Here is a 14,401-nt window from a genome sequence, read left to right on the forward strand (position 1 = left end):
TGTGAATTCCCCACCGGAAAATCCCCCAACGGCTGAGCGCGTCATCCGACCGGCGCTGTCGGACGCCGATCTGCTGTCCCGCCACGTCGGCGGGGACCCGCACGCGTTCAGTGAGATCGTCAAGCGCCACCGCGACCGCATGTGGGCGGTCGCCCTGCGGACGCTCGGCGACCCCGACGAAGCGGCCGACGCCGTACAGGACGCCTTCGTCTCCGCGTACCGCAAGGCGGAGAGCTTCCGCGGCGAGGCCGCTGTCACCACCTGGCTGCATCGGATCGTGGTCAACGCATGCCTCGACCGGATGCGCCGCAAGACGATTCGGCCGGTCGCCGACGACGAACTGATCGAGGCGGCCGAGCGGGACGCCCAGCTGACCGACCAGGCCGGCGAGCGCGACGTGTCTCTCGAGGTCACCGCGGCGCTCAAACAGCTGCCCGCCGACCAGCGGGCGGCCCTGGTGCTCGTGGACATGATGGGCTACTCGGTGGACGACGCCGCCGCTGTGCTCGGCGTACCCGCCGGGACCGTGAAGAGCCGCTGCGCGCGCGGCCGGGCGAAACTTGTCCCGGTTCTTGCGCATCTGCGGAACCGATCTGACTTGTCCCGCGTCTCATCCGGGAAGGGAGCAGAACTTCGTGACGGGTGACACGCACTACGACCTGGAGGTTCTCGCCGAACTGGCGGAGGGCCTCCTAGACGACGCCACGGCCCGGCGGGTCCGCGAGCATCTCGCGGTCTGCGACCCCTGTGGGGAAAGCCTGGCCGACCTGGCGTCGGTTCGCGAACTCCTGGCGACGGTTCCGATGCCGGCGATGCCGCTGGGCGTCGCCATGCGCATCGACCGGGCGCTTGCCGCCGAAACACCGGACTGGGACCGCCTCATGGCGGACGCGCCTTGGGAGACGGCGCCCCCGGCCCCAATGGCTCCGACCCGGCCGGAGCCGGTGCCGGCGCCCGTCTCCATCAGCCCGCTCCATGCCGACGCACTCCGGGCCGACGCACTCCGGGCCGACGCACTCCGGGCCGACGCACTCCGGGCCGACCCCGTTCCGGCGGAATCGACGGAGCCCACGCCCGTCCCGTTGGGCGTGGTCGCCGAGGACGGGACGATCGTGCCGGCCAGGCGAGCGAAGGCCTCACGGCGTCGCCTGTGGGCGTTGCCCGTCTCGGTCGCCGCGGCCACCGCCGTCGTGGCCGGCGCCGCCGCGCTGGTGAACGGCATGCTCACCGCGGGCGACGCACCGGCGCGGAACACGGTGGCGCAGGAATCGGTCAGCACTGAGCCGACCAAGGCCCACCAGGCCCACGCCGTCTACTCGGTCTACGCGAGCGGCTACAACTACACGAGCCAGGAGTTGCGGGGCCCGCTGCTCGGCTACTTCGGCGTGGGGCCGGGCGCGGGAGGCGGCGACGACGGGCTCGACTCGTGCGTCAAGCGGTTCTCCAACCAGCTCGACCGTACGCCCATCGGCGTCGACAAGGCGTTCTTCAACGGCAACGAGGCCACGATCATGGCCTTCTGGGAGGACAAGAACATCAACGCGGTCCGGGTGGTCGTCGTGGACGACAACTGCAGGAAACTCCGCCCGGAGAGCCTCGCCACCTGGCGCTGACCCCACCCCCTAATTGATCTTGAAGTGACTCGCGGACATATCCGTTGACCAGCGGAGCCGCCTGTGGTGATCTCGCACTCGCGAGTCCACGCGCCGGCCGTGCCGTACGGAACGTCCCGGTGAAGTCCGCCGCACGTCGCGGCGGGCTTCACCGTTTCCGGCGATCGACTGTGAGGCGGGAATCGGCTGGCTCTAGGATCGGTTGACGCGAGTGCAACCACAGTGCAGGATCCCGGGAAGGCGAGTCCGTTGAGCGACGTCCGTAATGTGATCATCATCGGGTCGGGTCCGGCCGGTTACACGGCCGCCGTCTACGCGGCTCGTGCCGATCTCAAGCCGCTCGTGTTCGAGGGTTCCGTCACCGCGGGTGGCGCCCTGATGAACACCACAGACGTGGAGAACTTCCCGGGCTTCCCCGACGGGATCATGGGGCCCGACCTGATGGACAACTTCCGCAAGCAGGCGGAGCGGTTCGGGGCCGAGCTGGTGCCCGACGACGTGATCGAGGTCGACCTCACGGCCGATCCCAAGGTGGTGAAGACCTACACCGACACCTTCCACGCGAAGACCGTGATCCTGGCCACCGGGTCGGGCTACCGCGAGCTCGGCCTGACCAACGAGAAGCGCCTGTCCGGACGCGGCGTCTCCTGGTGCGCCACCTGTGACGGCTTCTTCTTCCGCGACCAGGACATCGTGGTCGTCGGCGGTGGCGACACCGCGATGGAGGAGGCGACCTTCCTCACCCGCTTCGCCCGGTCGGTGACCATCATCCACCGGCGCGACACGCTGCGCGCCAGCAAGATCATGCAGGACCGCGCGTTCGCCGACGAGAAGATCCGCTTCCTCTGGGACAGCGAGGTCGTCGACGTCCTGGGCGAGGACCGGGTCTCCGGAGTCCGCGTGAAGAACCTGAAGACCGGCGAGGAGACCGAGCTGGCCGTGGCGGGTATCTTCATCGCCATCGGCCACGATCCGCGTACGGAGCTCGTCAAGGGCCAGGTCTCGCTCGACGACCAGGGGTACATCGCCGTGGACTCGCCCAGCACCCGGACCGACATCGACGGAGTGTTCGCGGCCGGCGACGTGGTGGACCACACCTACCGGCAGGCGATCACCGCCGCCGGGACGGGCTGCGCCGCCGCCCTCGACGCCGAGCGCTGGCTCGCCGCGCGGAGCTGACCCGCCTGTCCGCCTCGCCGTACGGCAGAGCCGACCGGGAATGCGGGGGCGATCCCTGCGGTTGGAACCCACCACACACATCAAGGAGAGTTACCTTGGGCGCCATCAAGAGCGTGACCGACGCCACCTTCGAGGCGGAGGTCCTCAAGAACGACAAGCCCGTCCTCGTCGATTTCTGGGCCGAGTGGTGCGGCCCCTGCCGCCAGCTCGCCCCCATCCTGGAGGAGATCGCGACGGAGCATGCGGAGAAGCTGACGATCGTCAAGCTGAACATCGACGAGAACCCGCGGACGCAGCGCGACTACAACGTGCTGCAGATCCCGACGATGAACGTCTACAAGGGCGGGGAGGTCGTGAAGCAGATCATCGGCGCCAAGCCGAAGGCGATGCTGCTCCGCGATCTCGAAGACGTCCTCTGACGGGAGTCCGCTGCCGACGCGCCGCGTTTACCGCGGCGACATCTGGAAGCCCCCTCTCGCCGACGGCACCGTACCGCCGGTAAGGGGGGCTTCGTCGTTTCCGCCCGAGTCCGCGTGGGCCACGTGCCGCGGCCCACGGTCAGGAGGCGCGGCGCGGGACGGGCGCCGAGCCCACGTGGCCGAGCGTCACGGCCACTCCAGGGGGTCAGGTGGCCGGACGCCGACCGCCACGACCCACGAGACGTGACAGCAGGCGGGGCAGGGGGCTGAGAGCGCCTCAGACCGGCCGCAGGGCCCGCTCCGGCGACATCGATCCCAGCAGCCTCTCCAGGGCCACCTCGACGTCCTCACGCCAGGAGACGGCCGTCTTGAGCTCCAGGCGCAGCCGGGGGAAGCGCAGGTGGGGCCGTACGGTCTTGAACCCCACTGACAGCAGGTATTCGGCGGGCAGCACGCAGCCCGGCTGCTCCCACTTCAGATCGCCGAAGGCCTCGATCGCGCGCACGCCGCGGCGGATGAGATCCTTGGCGACCCCCTGGACCAGCATCCGGCCGAGCCCGCCGCCGGAGAACTCGGGAATGATGTGCGCCGTCATCAGCAGCACGGCGTCCGAGCTCACCGGCGAGGTCGGGAACGCCACCGAGCGCGGCACGTAGAGCGGCGGGGCATAGAGCACGAAGCCGGCGGCCACCCCGTCCACATAAGCGATTTTCCCGCAGCTCCCCCACTCCAGCAGGGTCGCGGAAATCCACGCCTCTTTCTCCAGGGCCGAGTCGCCGACCTCCGTCGCGCGCTCGCCGCTCACCGGGTCGAGCTCCCAGAACACGCAGCGCCTGCACCGGCGGGGCAGATCATCGAGATTGTCGAGAGTGACGTTGACCAGCCGACGCGACACGTGAAGCCCCAATCCCCGCCCAGGAGTCTTGCCGGAAAAGCGCACGAACACGGCGTCTCCAGCTCGCATCGTAACCCAGCGATCGGGTCCGGGCGGGGAGCCGACGCGATCGCCCCCTGTGTCCGTGTTCCGTACGTTCCCTTTTCCGAAGGGGCGAATGCCGAACGCGAGGATGGGAACTCCGCACATCAGTGGCACAGGAGGGCCACCAGAGGAGCCGTTAACCGTCAATACCCTGTTGTTATCGGCGTGCCGCGCTACCGTAATCTGGATTTCTCGGCTATGTGATCGGAGGTGGACCGTGGATCAAGAGCTTGATCGCGGTCAGACGAACGCGCCCCACGGGTCGCGCATTGACGCCTATGTCGATCGGTACGCCGCCCGGGCAGCCGGGATGGTCGCCTCCGAGGTCCGAGCTCTTTTCGCCGTCGCTTCGCGGCCCGAGGTGGTCTCGCTCGCCGGCGGCATGCCGTACGTCACGGCCCTTCCCCTCGACCTGGTCGGCGATCTGGTCGCCGATCTGGTCTCCAAGCGGGGCGCCGTCGCCCTGCAGTACGGCGGCGGCCAGGGCGACCCGGGACTGCGCGAGCAGATCTGCGAGGTCATGCGGCTGGAGGGCATCGAGGCCGGCCCCGACGACGTGGTCGTCACGGTCGGCTCGCAGCAGGCCCTCGACCTGATCACCCGCATCTTCATCGACCCGGGCGACGTGGTGCTGGCCGAGGGGCCGTCGTACGTCGGCGCGCTCGGCACGTTCAGCGCATACCAGGCCAAGGTGGTCCACGTCTCGATGGACGACCAGGGCCTCGTCCCAGAGACCCTCGCGCAGACCATCTACGCACTGCAGGCCGCCGGGAACCGCATCAAGTTCCTCTACACGATCCCCACCTACCAGAACCCGGCGGGCGTCACGCTCAACGAGGTGCGCCGCCGCCAGGTTCTGGAGATCTGCCGGCGGGCCGGCGTGCTCGTCGTGGAGGACAATCCGTACGGACTCCTCGGTTTCGACGGGGAACCGCTGCGCGCGATGCGGGCGGACGACGCCGACGGCGTGGTGTACCTCGGCTCGTTCTCCAAGACCCTCGCCCCCGGCTTCCGGGTGGGCTGGGCGCTCGCTCCGCACGCGGTACGCGAGAAACTGGTCCTGGCCATGGAGTCCGCCGTGCTGTCGCACTCGACCTTCACCCAGCTCGCGGTCGGGCAGTATCTGGCCACCCAGCCCTGGCGGGAGCAGATCAAAACGTTCCGCGAGCTCTATCGCGAGCGGCGCGACGCGCTCCTCGGCTCGCTCGAGATGCTCATGCCGCCCGGCTGTTCGTGGACCCGCCCCGGTGGCGGGTTCTTCGTATGGATGACCCTTCCCGAAGGCCTCGACTCGAAGGCGCTGCTGCCGCGGGCGATCGCCGAGCGGGTCGCTTTCGTGCCCGGGACGGGCTTCTACGCGGACGGCGGCGGCGCGCGGCACATGCGTCTGTCGTACTGCTATCCGCAGCCCGATCGCATCCGGGAGGGCGTACGTCGTCTCGCCGGTGTGATCGAACAGGAACTGCGTCTGCGGGACACGTTCGGCACCGGAGCGATTACCTCGCGCACGGGCGTCGACACGCCCGGCCCCGACCTCGCCTGAGACCGGGATCGGGTACGGCGCCCGCCGCTCCAGGCGCACCGACGCCGCGACCGTCAAGGCTCGACCGGACGGCGCGGTGTCCGGGGTGGTGCGTCTTCAGGCTGGGGAGCCGACGGCACTGTCATCGGCTCCTCCGTCCGGGCCCCCGCGGAGATGTCGAGCCCGCGAGGAACCTTCGTGGGGGGTGGAGCAGGCGCCGCCCCCGGGCGAAACGACGGGGGCGGAAGATTGGCGGGAGGGGCACTAGCCTGTTGAGGCTGACCGTACCCGACCCAGCAGTGAGAAAGGGCTCCTGGTGAGCGAGTCGACGATGATTCCGTATGCCGTCTCCACGCGTCCGCGCCCCGCCGCTCCGGACGGAGGCCGGAGCACGAGCGATCTCGGACACGTGCTCATCCTCGCCGGTGGGCTCTCCTACGAGCGCGAGGTCTCGATCCGTTCCGGCCGCCGCGTGGCCGAGGCGCTCCGCGCCACGGGGGTGGACGTGGAGACTCGCGACACCGACGCCGCCCTCGTGCCCGCCGTGCTGGCCGACCCGCCGGACGCCGCTTTCGTCACCCTGCACGGCGGCGCGGGGGAGGACGGGGCCATCCGGACCGTGTTGGAACTCCTCGGCGTACCCTACGTTGGTGCGACCCCGGACGCCTGCCACATCGCGTTCGACAAGCCCACCGCCAAGGCGGTCGTCGCCTCGTGGGGCCTGAACACCCCCGCCTCGGTCGCGCTGCCCAAGGAGACCTTCCACGACCTGGGCGCGTCGGCCGTGCTCGGGCGGATCGTCGACCGCCTCGGGCTGCCGCTCTTCGTCAAGCCCTCGCGAGGCGGATCGGCTCTCGGTGCGTCCATCGTGCGCGGCTCCGAGGAACTTCCCGCCGCCATGGTCGGCTGTTTCGCGTACGGAGACACCGCACTCATCGAGAAGTACGTCCAGGGCGTCGAGGTGGCCGTCTCCGTCGTGGACCTGGGCGACGGACCCGTCGCCCTGCCACCGGTGGAGATAGTGCCGGACCGCGGCGTCTACGACTACGCCGCACGCTACACAGCGGGCCACACCGAGTTCTTCGCACCCGCCCGGCTGACGGAGGAGGAGACCGAGGCCTGCGCCGCCATGGCGGTCACCGCGCATACGGCGCTCGGACTGCGCGACATCTCCCGCACCGACCTCATCGTCGACACCACCGGCCGGCCGTACTTCCTTGAGGTGAACGTGGCGCCCGGCATGACCGAGACGTCGCTCCTGCCGATGGCCGCCGAGGCGGCCGGACGCGATCTCGGCGCCCTCTGCCGCGGCCTCCTGGAGATCGCCGTCCGACGCGGCTGACACGCCCGCTGTTCTCGGCCGGCCCGCCCGCTGTTTCACGTGAAACGCCGGACGCCGAGAGATCTGAGCCGAAGGGCGCCGTGCCGGGTACGGCGATGGCGGATCGCGTCCGCACCGGAGGGCGCACCGTGCCGCCGGCCACTCCGAGCCCGTCCAACCGCTCGGCAGGTCGAGCGTCCAGTCCGGTCGCCACGAGAACGGGCGGTCGACATCGCCTCTTCCTTTCGCGGGCATCTGCCCCCGCGTGTGACCGCCGTGTTTCACGTGAAACAGCTCGCGTATCAGGGAGCGTTTCGAGGCGCTGTCCATCGCGCGTGTAGACCCAGATGGATGCACCACAGGGCCGAGGAGCCCGTAGCGGAGCCTACGGGCGGCTTTCCAGCTTGGCCGCGTAATCGCTGTTGAGATTTCCCCGGCCACACCGAGGTTTCGAGCCGGTGAGGGCATTCCGCGGGCGGGGTGAGAACGGCGGCGTCCAAGGCCCCGCGAAGACCTCGAGCCTGCGACGAATCTCCGCGGGGTGGAGCAGGCGCCATCTGGGGCACGCGCAGCAGAACACGACTTAGGAACACGATCTGGCGTGGTGCCCGGCGAACCGTGGCCGGTCTTCGTCGTCAGGGAACGACGCGGACGGTGCAGGTTCGGCTATTCGTCGGAGAGGTCGCGCATCGCGTTCGCGGCCTCGGGGGCCATCGTGTCGATGATGCGCTCCAGATCGTCGATGGTGGAGAACTCCACCACGATCCGACCCTTGCGGCGGCCGAGATCGACCTTCACCCGCGTCTCGAAGTGATCCGACAGGCGGTCGGCGAGCGTCCGCAGGGCGGGTGCGACCGGCTGCTTCGCCCGAGGCTTGCGAGGCGCCGGTCCGGCCGTCGCCTCGCCCAGCGCCACGATCTCCTCGACGGTCCGGACGGACAGTCCCTCCGCGACGATCCGGCTCGCGAGCCGGTCCATCGCCGCCGGATCGTCGAGCGTAAGCAGCGCCCGTGCGTGCCCCGCGCTGATGGTGCCGGCCGCGAGACGGAGCTGGACGTTGGATGGGAGGTTGAGCAGGCGCAGTGTGTTGGTGATGTGCGACCGAGACCTGCCGACCTTCTTGGCGAGCACCTCATGGGTAGCGCCGAAGTCGTCGAGGAGCTGCCGGTAGGCCGCCGCCTCCTCCAGCGCGTTGAGCTGCTCGCGCTGGAGGTTCTCGATGAGCGCCTCGCGCAGCATCTCATCGTCCTGAGTGCTCCGTACGATGGCCGGCACCCGATCGAGCCCGGCCAGCTTGGAGGCCCGCCACCGCCGCTCTCCCATGATGAGCTCGAAGCCGCCGTCTGCCCCCGTGGCTCTGACGACCACCGGCTGGAGCAGGCCGACCTCCTTGATCGACGAGGCCAACTCCTCCAGGCGCTCATCGTCGAATACATCGCGGGGCTGGCGCGGGTTGGGGGAGATCGCGGTGATCGGGATCTCCTGGAAGTACGCCCCTTCGACCGGCTTCAGGCCCGAATCCGCGGTTCTCGCTGAGGGGACACTCGGTGCGCTCGCCGGCGCCTCCGGATCGATGATCGGCGCCGTGGGGATGAGAGCCCCAAGTCCCTTGCCCAGTCCCCGACGTTGCTGACTCACCGCTGCTCCCTTACCCACCCGCGATACATCCGCGACATCCGCACAGAAGGCGGTGCCCAGCGTCCCAATTCTTGGCTGGAACACCGGGCACTCCACGCACACCAGGAGAGGTTACCGCTGCGGAAGCTCCTTCATGGGCATCGCGACCACAGCGGGACGCTCCGGCTCCTCGTTTCACGTGAAACAGCCCGGCGGCACCGGTCAGGAGGTGTCCCGTGACTGGTTACCGTGACGACGACCGCCGGATGATGGTGCGCTTGTCCACCGCTGGCGTTCACCCGGAGGCAGGGAGGGAGCGAGGACCGCACACGAAGACCCGCGAAAGCGGGCTTCGCAGCGGACCGGAGCTTCCTCCCGGCGCAGCGACCGGACCCTCGCAGGAATCTCCGCGGCCCGCGAGAAACTCACGTGAACGGAGGGATCGGGCCCCGCTACGGGCTCCTCCTCCGCCTTGCGATGCGCCGCTCTGACCTGCGCCTCTTCGACTGCGTTGCGTACAGACGCGCCTTCGGGCAGACCCTGACGGTAGCGATCCACCGGAGAGCCGGTCAGGTAACCGCCATACGGAGGGAGGGAGGGAGGGAGGGAGCGGAGCGGGAGGGAGCGGAGCGGGAGGGAGCGGAGCGGAGCGGGAGGGAGCGGAGCGGGAGGGAGCGAGGACCGCACACGAAGACCCGCGAAAGCGGGCTTCGCAGCGGACCGGAGCTTCCTCCCGGCGCAGCGACCGGACCCTCGAAGGAATCTCCGCGGCCCGCGAGAAATTCACCTGTGTGAAGGGACCGAAGCCGTGGCGGCGGTGACGATGCCCGACCGATGCTCTACGCCTCGGCCAGAGCCGCGGCGCGGTAGGCGATCTCCCTTGCCGCGTCGCTGTACGCCATGGCGCCGCTGGAGCCCGGATCGTAGGTCACGACCGACTGACCATAGCTGGGCGCCTCCGAGACGCGGACGCTCCTCGGAATGACCGAGCTGAGCACGGTGTCGCCGAAGTGCGATCGCACCTCATCGGCCACCTGAGCCGCGAGCCTCGTGCGCCCGTCGTACATCGTCAGCAGGATCGTCGAGACCGCCAGCGTCGGATTCAGATGAGCCCGCACCAGCTCGACGTTCTTCAGCAGCTGGCTGAGCCCTTCCAGGGCGTAGTACTCGCACTGGATGGGGATGAGCACCTCCTGCGCCGCCGCCATCGCGTTCACGGTGAGCAGCCCGAGGGAGGGAGGGCAGTCGATGAGGATGTAGTCGAGCTCCATGGCGTCGAACGCACCGAGCGCTCGCTTCAGCCGGGTCTCCCGCCCCACCATCGGCACCAGCTCGATCTCCGCACCGGCCAGATCGAGGGTCGCCGGCGCGCAGAAGAGGTTCGGCATCTCGGGAACCGGCTTGACGATCTCGGACAGCGGCAGGTCGTCGACGAGCACCTGGTAGACCGACGGCATCCCGGCACGATGCTCGGTGGCCAACGCCGTGGAGGCGTTGCCCTGCGGGTCAAGGTCGACCACAAGTACACGCTGTCCGTGCATGGACAGGGCCGCGGCCAAGTTCACGGCGGTGGTGGTCTTGCCCACTCCGCCTTTCTGGTTGGCCACGGTCATCACCCGGCACCTGGGCGGCCGCGGCCACTCCCCTTCCCTGCGTGTCGAGTAACCGACGGAAGGCGCAGCCGCCTGCGGGGATGCGGCTGTTTCACGTGAAACCACAGAACTCAGAGCCTCTCGTACCAGCGGCGAATCGTCAGAACCAAGGGGGGTCTGGGACACATATGTCGTCCTTTCGACCGGTGAAGCAGCGCGACCCGGCCAACCGACGCCCGACGGACGACCTGTTGTCGCGATCTCCCAGGGTAGGGCGAGAGGACTCTCCGGCCAACCCAGACCGGCCGTCACTCCGGACGTCACTTCGGACGACACCAGACCCGGCACGACGCTCACCTCTTCCGTCGCCGCCGACCACCCGCAACCGGGGATCGTCCGGCGACCACGCGGACGAGTGTGGCCGGCGGATCGACCCTACCGCGCCCCACCGTAACAAGCTCGACCGATCTGGCCCCAGAGGATTTCACCTGCGATTTCGCCGCCTCGATCTCCTCGGCGGCCCGTTCCCCCTTCATCGCCAGCAGTTCCCCGCCTTCGCGGAGCAGCGGCATCGACCAGGCGAGTAAACGGTCGAGTGGGGCCACGGCCCGTGCGGTCGCCACATCGAAGACCCGCTTGCGCGCCAGCTCCTCGGCCCGGCCGCGAAGCACCTCGACGTTGTCGAGTCGCAGTGCCTCGACGCACTCGGACAGGAAGGTGGTGCGGCGCAGCAGCGGCTCAAGCAGCGTCACCCGCACATCGGGCCGGACGATCGCCAGGACCAGACCGGGCAGTCCGGCGCCGGACCCGATGTCGACCAACGCCGCATCGGGAGGAACGGCCTCTGCCACGACCGCACAGTTCAGCAGGTGCCGGTCCCAGATCCGGGGCACCTCACGCGGGCCAAGCAGTCCGCGGACCACGCCCGGCCCGGCCAGGATCTCGGCGAACGTCCGCGCCCGCTCCATCGCCTCACCGGGAAAGACCACCCGGGCCACCTCAGGTGGCTCCGGCAGTGGAGCCGGCTCATGCGGTTGGGGCAGCTCGGGTGGCCCAGACAGCTCGTTGCTCTCCGTCATCACTCAACTCATTCAGAAACGCTCTCGGCCAAGGGTAGTGGTCCCCTACCTGCCGATGCGTGTGGACGTACAGGATGAGGAAAGCCGCCGGTCCGTTGGAGTGGACCGGCGGCTTTCCGTGGGTGCGAAGTTGTGCGTGCCGGGGGTGGTGCAGGAGACGCGGTCTAGACGGGGAGGACGACCACGAACCGGTTGGGCTCCTCGCCCTCGGACTCGCTGCGCAGGCCGGCGGCAGCGACGGCGTCGTGCACGACCTTGCGCTCGAACGGCGTCATCGGCTCCAGTGCCTTGGGCTCCCCGGTGCGTTTCACGTCCCCGGCCGCGGCATTTCCGATCTTCGTCAGCTCGGCGCGGCGGCGCTCACGGAATCCACCCACGTCGAGCATGAGCCTGGACCGCTCACCCGTACGGCGGTGCACGGCGAGCCGGGTCAGCTCCTGCAGCGCCTCCAGCACCTCACCGTCCGGGCCGATGAGCTCGGTTCCCTTGACCCCGACGATCGAGACCACCGCGCGGTCGCCCTCGACGTCCATGTCGATGTCGCCGTCCATGTCGGCGATGTCGAGCAGCCCCTCGAGGTAGTCGGCCGCGATCTCACCCTCCTGTTCGAGGGCGTCGATGTCGGGAGCAGGCTTGACGGCTTCCTCAGCTTCGGTCACGTCCGGACTCTCCTTCTCCTACGACTTCTTGCTGCCGGTGCGCTTGCTGCGAGGCTGCCGCGTCGGCTGCTGGCGGATGATCTTCGGCTCGGGGGCGGGCTCCGGGGTCTCGGCCTTGGGCTTGCCCAGCAGCTTGCCGAAGATGCCGTGACTCGGCTCCGGGGTGGTGATGTTGCCCTTCTCGTCCACCACCGGCATCGGGTGACGCGCGTAGAACCAGTGCTGCTGGCCGAGCGTCCACAGGTTGGTGGTCACCCAGTAGAGGATCAGACCGAGCTGGAAGTTCAGGCTGAAGATGGCGAACAGCGGCGAGACGTACATGAGGATCTTCTGCTGCTGCGCCATCGGGTTGTCCGGCATCTGGGCCATCGAGCGCCGCACGCTCTGCCGGACGGTGAGGAAGGTGGTGCATGAGCTGATGGCCACGAAGACGGCCAGCACGATCTTCGTCACGATCGGATCGGCGTCCAGGGCCTCGATGTCGACCGCGCTGGTGAAGAAGGTCGCCGGCAGGGGAGCGCCGAAGACGTGCGCGGCACGCATGCTCGTCACGAGTTCCTGGGTCATCCCGTACACGGCGCGGTCCTCGGCGATGGCCCGCAGCACGGTGAACATCGAGATGAAGATCGGGAACTGCGCGACGACGGGCAGACAGCCGCCCAGCGGGTTGGCCCCCGCCTCCTGGTACAGGCGCATGACCTCCTGGTTCATGCGTTGCTTGTCGCTCTTGTACCGCTTGCGCAGTTCCTGGACCTTGGGCGCGAGCTCCTGCATCTTCCGCGAGGAGCGCATCTGCTTCATGAACAGCGGGAAGATCATCAGACGCATCAGCACGGTCAGTGTGATGATGGTCAGCGCCCAGTTCAGTCCGCTGTCGGAGGGGATGAAGAAGCTGTAACCCGCGTGGATATGGGTGATCACCCAGGCCACTGCCGTATACAGCCAGTTGAGGAATGGCAGCTCCACCGAGCTAGCTCCCTTGCGTTTCGTCGTGAGACCGGACTCGGCGTGGGGGCACCGGATCGAAACCGCCAGGATGGAACGGATGACACCGCCCGATCCGCCTGACGGTCAGCCATAGCCCGCGTACCGCACCGTGTACGGCGATCGCCTCCATGCCGTACGCGCTGCAGGACGGCTCGAACCGGCAGCGCGGCCCGAGAACCGGGCTGATGAAGGCCCGGTAGAATTTGATCAGGGCGAGCAGCACGCGGGCGATCGGACCGGCAGGCCGCTCTGCCTCATCCGGCGCGACGCCCCGCGCCGGGATAGGGTGCTCCGCTATCATGATCGTCCATCCGTCAGGGTCCGCGATTCCGACCCACGCCGCCGGAGTAAACGATCCAGCACGACGTCGAGTTCGGCGGCCAGATGCTCGCTTCGCGCGGACGCGGCCGGTGGATTGGCCCGTACCACAAGCAGGCTACCCCGCGGGATCGCCTTCAGGCGGGCCCGCATGAGGTGTCTCAGCCTGCGCCGGACCCGATTTCTGACCACGGCGCCACCGACCGCCTTACTCACGACGAAGCCCACCAGCGGTGGCATGTCGACCTCGCGCGTCCGCAGATGCGCGACCAGCGTGGGACGACCGGCGCGTCGCCCCCGGCGGATCGCGTCGGCGAACTCGTCACCCCGTCGCATCCGCGACGCGGACGGCAGCACCAGGACTTCCCCTATGTACGGCTGCCGCCCGTCGATCCCGGACCGTGTTCGGCTTCCGGGATCGGCGGGCGGCGTCGCTTCGTCAGACCGCCAGCTCGGCGCGGCCCTTGCGGCGACGGGCGGCCAGAATCGCACGGCCGGCCCGGGTGCGCATGCGCAGCCGGAAGCCGTGGGTCTTCGCGCGGCGACGGTTGTTCGGCTGGTAAGTACGCTTGCTCACGGGTGGGCTCCAGGCTTCGGTTACGTCCGCGGAGGTCCCGCGGACGCGCTACATTCCAGGGTTGCGGCTCGTCAGGTGCGTGGGCATGCGAAAAAGCCGTCGCGTGATTAGCCGACCGGAATACGTTACGGGCCGACCTCCTGCCAGGTCAAACCAGACACTGTCAAGTCGGCCGCAGCCGGCCCGTGTCGCCCGCCCCGTTTCCCCCTGTCACATCGCCTTCCGCTCGCCTCGCGGTGGGCCGCGAACCGCGTCCCTCACAGCGGGAGGAACGGGAAAGAACAACCGACTACGGCAGCAACCTCGGCCCGTTAGGCTGTGGACAACGTCTTGAACGCGGGTCGCGCTCACCGATACTGTCGGCCCTCCGGCCGTTCCCTCTATCACTATGGATACGCCTGGGCAGAATGTGCGGGACCGTGCACATCATGTGGATCAGATGTGGATCCCGCACCGGGGGGCGACGGTGAACCCCGGACGGGGCGTCTGGGATCGTGGCGGACGAGCGGAGACCGCGTAACGGGAGGAGTGGCCGGGCC

15 protein-coding genes are annotated in these 14,401 nt (G+C 68.9%); 6 read left to right on the top strand and 9 right to left on the bottom strand.

From position 1 onward, the window contains the following. Position 1 precedes the first annotated feature (1 nt). From sigM to trxA, 4 genes are all read left to right on the top strand, one after another. The gene (gene sigM, locus ACQP1K_RS28590; RefSeq protein WP_433498779.1) at positions 2-646 is read left to right on the top strand and encodes an RNA polymerase sigma factor SigM; all 645 of its coding nucleotides are present in this window, start codon (positions 2-4) and stop codon (positions 644-646) included. After that, positions 636-1,613 (top strand): anti-sigma factor family protein, encoded by a 978-nt coding sequence (locus ACQP1K_RS28595; RefSeq protein WP_433498780.1) that lies wholly within the window; start codon positions 636-638, stop codon positions 1,611-1,613. The genes sigM and ACQP1K_RS28595 overlap by 11 nt, the downstream gene beginning before the upstream one ends. 249 nt (positions 1,614-1,862) lie before the next feature. Further along, the gene (gene trxB, locus ACQP1K_RS28600) at positions 1,863-2,792 is read left to right on the top strand and encodes a thioredoxin-disulfide reductase (RefSeq protein WP_433498781.1); all 930 of its coding nucleotides are present in this window, start codon (positions 1,863-1,865) and stop codon (positions 2,790-2,792) included. 95 nt (positions 2,793-2,887) lie between these two features. Then, positions 2,888-3,211: a thioredoxin gene (trxA, locus tag ACQP1K_RS28605; RefSeq protein WP_433498782.1), complete on the top strand. Its 324-nt coding sequence runs from the start codon at positions 2,888-2,890 to the stop codon at positions 3,209-3,211. A gap of 277 nt (positions 3,212-3,488) precedes the next feature. Here the strand turns inward: trxA and ACQP1K_RS28610 are convergent, their stop codons facing one another. After that, positions 3,489-4,106: a GNAT family N-acetyltransferase gene (locus ACQP1K_RS28610; protein WP_433498783.1), complete on the bottom strand. Its 618-nt coding sequence runs from the start codon at positions 4,104-4,106 to the stop codon at positions 3,489-3,491. 301 nt (positions 4,107-4,407) lie between these two features. Between ACQP1K_RS28610 and ACQP1K_RS28615 the strand changes: the two genes are divergently transcribed. Further along, positions 4,408-5,733 carry a PLP-dependent aminotransferase family protein gene (locus tag ACQP1K_RS28615; RefSeq protein ID WP_433498784.1) on the top strand — a complete coding sequence of 442 codons (1,326 nt, stop codon included), beginning with the start codon at positions 4,408-4,410 and terminating at the stop codon, positions 5,731-5,733. 295 nt (positions 5,734-6,028) lie between these two features. Beyond that, complete coding sequence (locus tag ACQP1K_RS28620) at positions 6,029-7,054, top strand: D-alanine--D-alanine ligase family protein (protein ID WP_433498785.1); 1,026 nt, start codon at positions 6,029-6,031, stop codon at positions 7,052-7,054. A 645-nt stretch (positions 7,055-7,699) separates the two neighbouring features. Here ACQP1K_RS28620 and ACQP1K_RS28625 read toward each other — a convergent pair. The 8 genes from ACQP1K_RS28625 to rpmH all read right to left on the bottom strand — a co-directional run bounded on the left by ACQP1K_RS28625 (position 7,700) and on the right by rpmH (position 13,862). Continuing rightward, entirely contained in the window at positions 7,700-8,671 is a 972-nt protein-coding gene (locus ACQP1K_RS28625; protein ID WP_433498786.1) for a ParB/RepB/Spo0J family partition protein, read from the bottom strand. An 818-nt stretch (positions 8,672-9,489) separates the two neighbouring features. Then, on the bottom strand, positions 9,490-10,263 hold the full coding sequence (locus ACQP1K_RS28630; protein ID WP_433498787.1) for a ParA family protein: 774 nt from the start codon (positions 10,261-10,263) through the stop codon (positions 9,490-9,492). A gap of 332 nt (positions 10,264-10,595) precedes the next feature. Further along, the gene (rsmG, locus tag ACQP1K_RS28635; protein ID WP_433501669.1) at positions 10,596-11,210 is read right to left on the bottom strand and encodes a 16S rRNA (guanine(527)-N(7))-methyltransferase RsmG; all 615 of its coding nucleotides are present in this window, start codon (positions 11,208-11,210) and stop codon (positions 10,596-10,598) included. A 275-nt stretch (positions 11,211-11,485) separates the two neighbouring features. Further along, a complete protein-coding gene (locus ACQP1K_RS28640; protein ID WP_433498788.1) occupies positions 11,486-11,980 on the bottom strand; it encodes a protein jag in 495 nt (164 codons plus the stop codon). 18 nt (positions 11,981-11,998) lie between these two features. Next, on the bottom strand, positions 11,999-12,946 hold the full coding sequence (gene yidC, locus ACQP1K_RS28645) for a membrane protein insertase YidC (protein WP_433498789.1): 948 nt from the start codon (positions 12,944-12,946) through the stop codon (positions 11,999-12,001). Between the two features lie 4 nt (positions 12,947-12,950). Further along, the gene (gene yidD / locus ACQP1K_RS28650) at positions 12,951-13,268 is read right to left on the bottom strand and encodes a membrane protein insertion efficiency factor YidD (RefSeq protein ID WP_433498790.1); all 318 of its coding nucleotides are present in this window, start codon (positions 13,266-13,268) and stop codon (positions 12,951-12,953) included. Continuing rightward, positions 13,265-13,642 (bottom strand): ribonuclease P protein component, encoded by a 378-nt coding sequence (gene rnpA / locus ACQP1K_RS28655; protein WP_433498791.1) that lies wholly within the window; start codon positions 13,640-13,642, stop codon positions 13,265-13,267. The genes yidD and rnpA overlap by 4 nt, the downstream gene beginning before the upstream one ends. 82 nt (positions 13,643-13,724) lie before the next feature. After that, positions 13,725-13,862: a 50S ribosomal protein L34 gene (gene rpmH, locus ACQP1K_RS28660; RefSeq protein ID WP_055480371.1), complete on the bottom strand. Its 138-nt coding sequence runs from the start codon at positions 13,860-13,862 to the stop codon at positions 13,725-13,727. Positions 13,863-14,401 lie beyond the last annotated feature (539 nt).

It is taken from the genome of Sphaerimonospora sp. CA-214678, from assembly GCF_050942215.1.
Taxonomy (GTDB): domain Bacteria; phylum Actinomycetota; class Actinomycetes; order Streptosporangiales; family Streptosporangiaceae; genus Sphaerimonospora.

Bases quoted from the DNA above. Each gene is read 5' to 3' on its own strand.
- ACQP1K_RS28630 (WP_433498787.1), bottom strand. From the start codon at position 10,263: ATGACCGTGGCCAACCAGAAAGGCGGAGTGGGCAAGACCACCACCGCC.
- rsmG (WP_433501669.1), bottom strand. From the start codon at position 11,210: ATGGAGCGGGCGCGGACGTTCGCCGAGATCCTGGCCGGGCCGGGCGTG.
- yidD (WP_433498790.1), bottom strand. From the start codon at position 13,268: ATGATAGCGGAGCACCCTATCCCGGCGCGGGGCGTCGCGCCGGATGAG.